This window comes from Pseudomonas sp. NPDC087817 (assembly GCF_044742875.1).
Taxonomy (GTDB): Bacteria; Pseudomonadota; Gammaproteobacteria; order Pseudomonadales; family Pseudomonadaceae; genus Aquipseudomonas.
The window spans coordinates 1-3,510 of sequence record NZ_JBIUVJ010000142.1 but is presented as its reverse complement, the minus strand read 5'-3'; the positions used below and the strand labels follow the sequence as shown (position 1 = coordinate 3,510).

At 61.4% G+C, this 3,510-nt stretch carries 3 protein-coding genes and 1 pseudogene; all 4 read left to right on the top strand.

Going from position 1 to position 3,510, the window contains the following annotated elements; genetic code table 11:
• The first annotated feature begins 7 nt into the window (after positions 1 to 7).
• A complete protein-coding gene (locus tag ACIONG_RS30070; protein WP_401304618.1) occupies positions 8 to 175 on the top strand; it encodes a hypothetical protein in 168 nt (55 codons plus the stop codon).
• 4 nt (positions 176 to 179) lie between these two features.
• The gene (gene aroK / locus ACIONG_RS30065; protein WP_045122260.1) at positions 180 to 698 is read left to right on the top strand and encodes a shikimate kinase AroK; all 519 of its coding nucleotides are present in this window, start codon (positions 180 to 182) and stop codon (positions 696 to 698) included.
• 153 nt (positions 699 to 851) lie between these two features.
• On the top strand, positions 852 to 1,952 hold the full coding sequence (gene aroB, locus ACIONG_RS30060; protein WP_401304615.1) for a 3-dehydroquinate synthase: 1,101 nt from the start codon (positions 852 to 854) through the stop codon (positions 1,950 to 1,952).
• Between the two features lie 10 nt (positions 1,953 to 1,962).
• Positions 1,963 to 3,483 (top strand): annotated as a pseudogene (locus ACIONG_RS30055) (AAA family ATPase); the annotation flags it as partial.
• Between the last annotated feature and the right edge of the window lie 27 nt (positions 3,484 to 3,510).

Genomic DNA, 3,510 nt, shown 5'->3' with positions numbered 1-3,510 from the left:
GGGCGTTATCGCACATACACACAGCCAGGTCGTAGATAAGGTGCCAATTCATGGCGATGGGCCGTATCTTGGCCGCCTTGTCCGGCGTGCTGTGGTTTCGGAGAAAAAATCCGAGCTGCTGGTATTTCTCACTCCGCGTATCATGAATAACCAGGCGATTGCTGTGAGTCGTTGATTCTGTGCGAAATTTGATTCTTGTAGGACCGATGGGGGCTGGAAAAAGCACCATCGGCCGATTACTGGCCAAAGAGCTGCGCCTGCCGTTCAAAGATTCCGACAAGGAAATTGAACTGCGTACGGGCGCCAATATCCCGTGGATCTTCGACAAGGAAGGCGAACCCGGCTTTCGCGATCGTGAGCAGGCGATGATCGCCGAGCTGTGCGCGTTCGACGGCGTGGTACTGGCGACTGGCGGCGGTGCGGTGATGCGTGACGCCAATCGCAAGGCTCTGCATGAGGGCGGTCGCGTGGTGTATCTGCACGCCTCCGTCGAACAGCAGGTTGGCCGCACCTCCCGCGACCGCAACCGGCCGTTGCTGCGCACTGCCGATCCGGCGAAAACCCTGCGTGATCTGCTCGCGATCCGTGATCCGCTCTATCGGGAAATCGCCGATCTGGTGGTGGAAACCGACGAACGGCCGCCGCGCATGGTCGTGCTCGACATTCTCGACCGCCTGGCGCAGCTTCCTCCCCGTTAAAGCATCGCCTGAAATGCGCTATCCTCGGCGTCCTGTCACCGCCCGCCGAGGTTGTGGCGGATGGCGTGCGAGCGGCGTCATACCCGCTATAGGCCGCAGACAACCAATAATTCAGGGCAGGACGCCTGCTTTCCATCTTCACTGTGGGGACACATGCAGACACTCAAGGTCGATTTAGGCGAGCGCAGCTACCCTATTCATATTGGCGAAGGTTTGTTGGATCAGCCCGAGTTGCTGGCGCCGCATATTCATGGGCGGCAGGTGGCAATCATCTCCAACGAGACCGTTGCGCCGCTCTATCTCGAACGTCTGACTCGCAGCCTTTCGCAGTTTTCGGTGATTTCCGTGGTTTTGCCCGACGGCGAAGCCTTCAAGAACTGGGAAACCCTGCAACTGATCTTTGACGGCTTGCTGACCGCTCGTCATGACCGCCGCACCACCGTAATCGCCCTCGGCGGCGGTGTGATCGGCGACATGGCCGGTTTTGCTGCGGCTTGCTACCAGCGCGGCGTCGATTTCATCCAGATTCCTACCACCTTGTTGTCCCAGGTCGATTCGTCGGTGGGTGGCAAGACCGGGATCAACCATCCGCTGGGCAAGAATATGGTCGGTGCGTTCTATCAGCCGAACGTCGTGCTGATCGATACCGCGTCCCTGAAAACCCTTCCAGAGCGCGAGCTGTCGGCGGGTCTGGCGGAAGTCATCAAGTACGGTCTGATCTGCGACCAGCCGTTCCTGACCTGGCTCGAAGACAATGTCGACGCCCTGCGTGCACTGGATCAAAAGGCTCTGACGTATGCCATCGAGCGCTCCTGCGCGGCCAAGGCTGCTGTGGTTGGTGCCGATGAAAAAGAAACCGGCGTACGCGCAACGCTCAATCTCGGCCACACCTTCGGCCACGCCATCGAGACCCACATGGGCTATGGTGTCTGGTTGCATGGTGAGGCGGTGGCGGCTGGCACCGTGATGGCGCTGGAGATGTCCGCGCGTCTCGGCTGGATTAGCGAGCAGGAGCGTGATCGCGGCATTCGTCTGTTCCAGCGCGCCGGTCTGCCGGTGATCCCGCCTGAAGAGATGAGCGAGGCCGATTTTCTCGAACACATGGCAATCGACAAAAAAGTGATCGACGGTCGTCTGCGCCTGGTGCTGCTGCGCCGGATGGGCGAAGCGGTAGTGACCGCCGATTATCCGAAAGAGGTTCTACAGGCCACGCTGGGAGCGGATTACCGCGCCCTGGCTCAGCTTAAAGGTTAATAAGATTCCGATGACTAGTTTGCATGCCGACGAGGCGTTTCTCGGCCATTTCCAGTTAAGTCACGACCCCTTCGCGCCGCGGGTGCCGGGCTTTAAATTCTTCCCGGCCCAGCGCAAACCGGTGCTGGGTCAACTGCATCACCTGGCGCGATACAGCCAGTTGCTGCTGGTGGTCACCGGCCCGCAGGGCAGCGGCAAGACTTTGCTGCGTCAGGCGCTGGTGGCCAGCACCAACAAGCAATCGGTGCAGAGCGTGGTGGTTTCCGCGCGCGGTGCCGGCGATGCCGCGGGCGTGCTGCGTCAGGTCGCTCAGGCGCTGAACGTGGCCCAGGCTGAAGTCGGTGCGATTCTGGATCAGGTGGTGCAACTCGCGCTGACCGGCCAGGAAGTCTATCTGCTGGTGGACGACGCCGAGCAGCTCGACGAATCCGCTCTCGAAGCGCTGATGGCGTTGGGTGCTGGCGCGCCGGAAGGTCGCCCGCATGTGTTCCTGTTCGGTGAGTCGTCGCTGATCGCTCAGCTTGAGGCTTTGCACCTTGAGGAAGAGCGTTTCCACGTCATCGAATTGCAGCCGTACACCGAAGAAGAGACCCGCGAGTATCTCGACCAACGGCTGGAAGGTGCAGGCCGGGGTGTCGAACTTTTCACCGCGGATCAGATCTCTGATATTCACGAAAGCTCCGAGGGTTGGCCGGGCAACATCAACCAGGTCGCTCGCGATGCTCTGATCGAAGTCATGATTGCCAGCCGCTCTGCGGTCAAGCGTCCAAGTATGGGGTTCAACATGCCGAAGAAACACGTATTGGCGATTTCCGCCGTCGTTGTGGTCGCGGTCGCCGCCGCCTGGCTGATGCCGGGTCGCAACAAGGCGCCAACCACCGGCGCGCCAGCCAACGAGCAGGCGCAACTACCATTGGGTCAGGGCGCAGCGAATGGCGGCGCACCGAACGTTGAGTTCGCCGGTAATACGCAGCCGATGCCGTTGCCGCTGGTCGGCAACTCGCAGCCGGTGATGCGCGGTCCGTTGGCCGAAGCGGCTGGCGGGATCACCGAGGGTGACGACGGCGTGCCTTTGGAAGGTTCCAGCGATACACCGCCAACCGTGACCACTTCGGCACCGCCTGCCGGCGTTCCGGCCGGTCCTGCACCGACCCCGGTTCCAGTGCCAGCAGCCAAACCGACCCCGGCACCGACGCAAATCGCCACCGCCAAGCCTGCTCCGGCAGCGCCAGCGGCGAAACCGGCTCCAGCGCCAGCCAAGCCAGTTGTCGCTGCCAAACCGGCCGAGAAGCCGGTTACCGTCGCCAAAGCCGCCGGTAGCAGCTGGTACGCCGGGCAGCCGACCAGCAACTACGTGGTGCAGATCCTCGGCACCAGTTCGGAAGCGACCGCGCAAAACTTCGTCAAGGAGCAGGGCGGCGAGTACCGTTATTTCAAGAAAGTCCTCAACGGCAAGCCTCTCTACGTGTTCACCTACGGCAACTTCGCCAATGGTGATGCTGCCGTTTCGGCCAGGATGGCCTTGCCAGCGTAGGTTCTGGCGGGGCAACCTTGGCCT

Coding starts and splice junctions, on each gene's coding strand:
- aroB (WP_401304615.1), top strand. CDS start 852: ATGCAGACACTCAAGGTCGATTTAGGCGAGCGCAGCTACCCTATTCAT.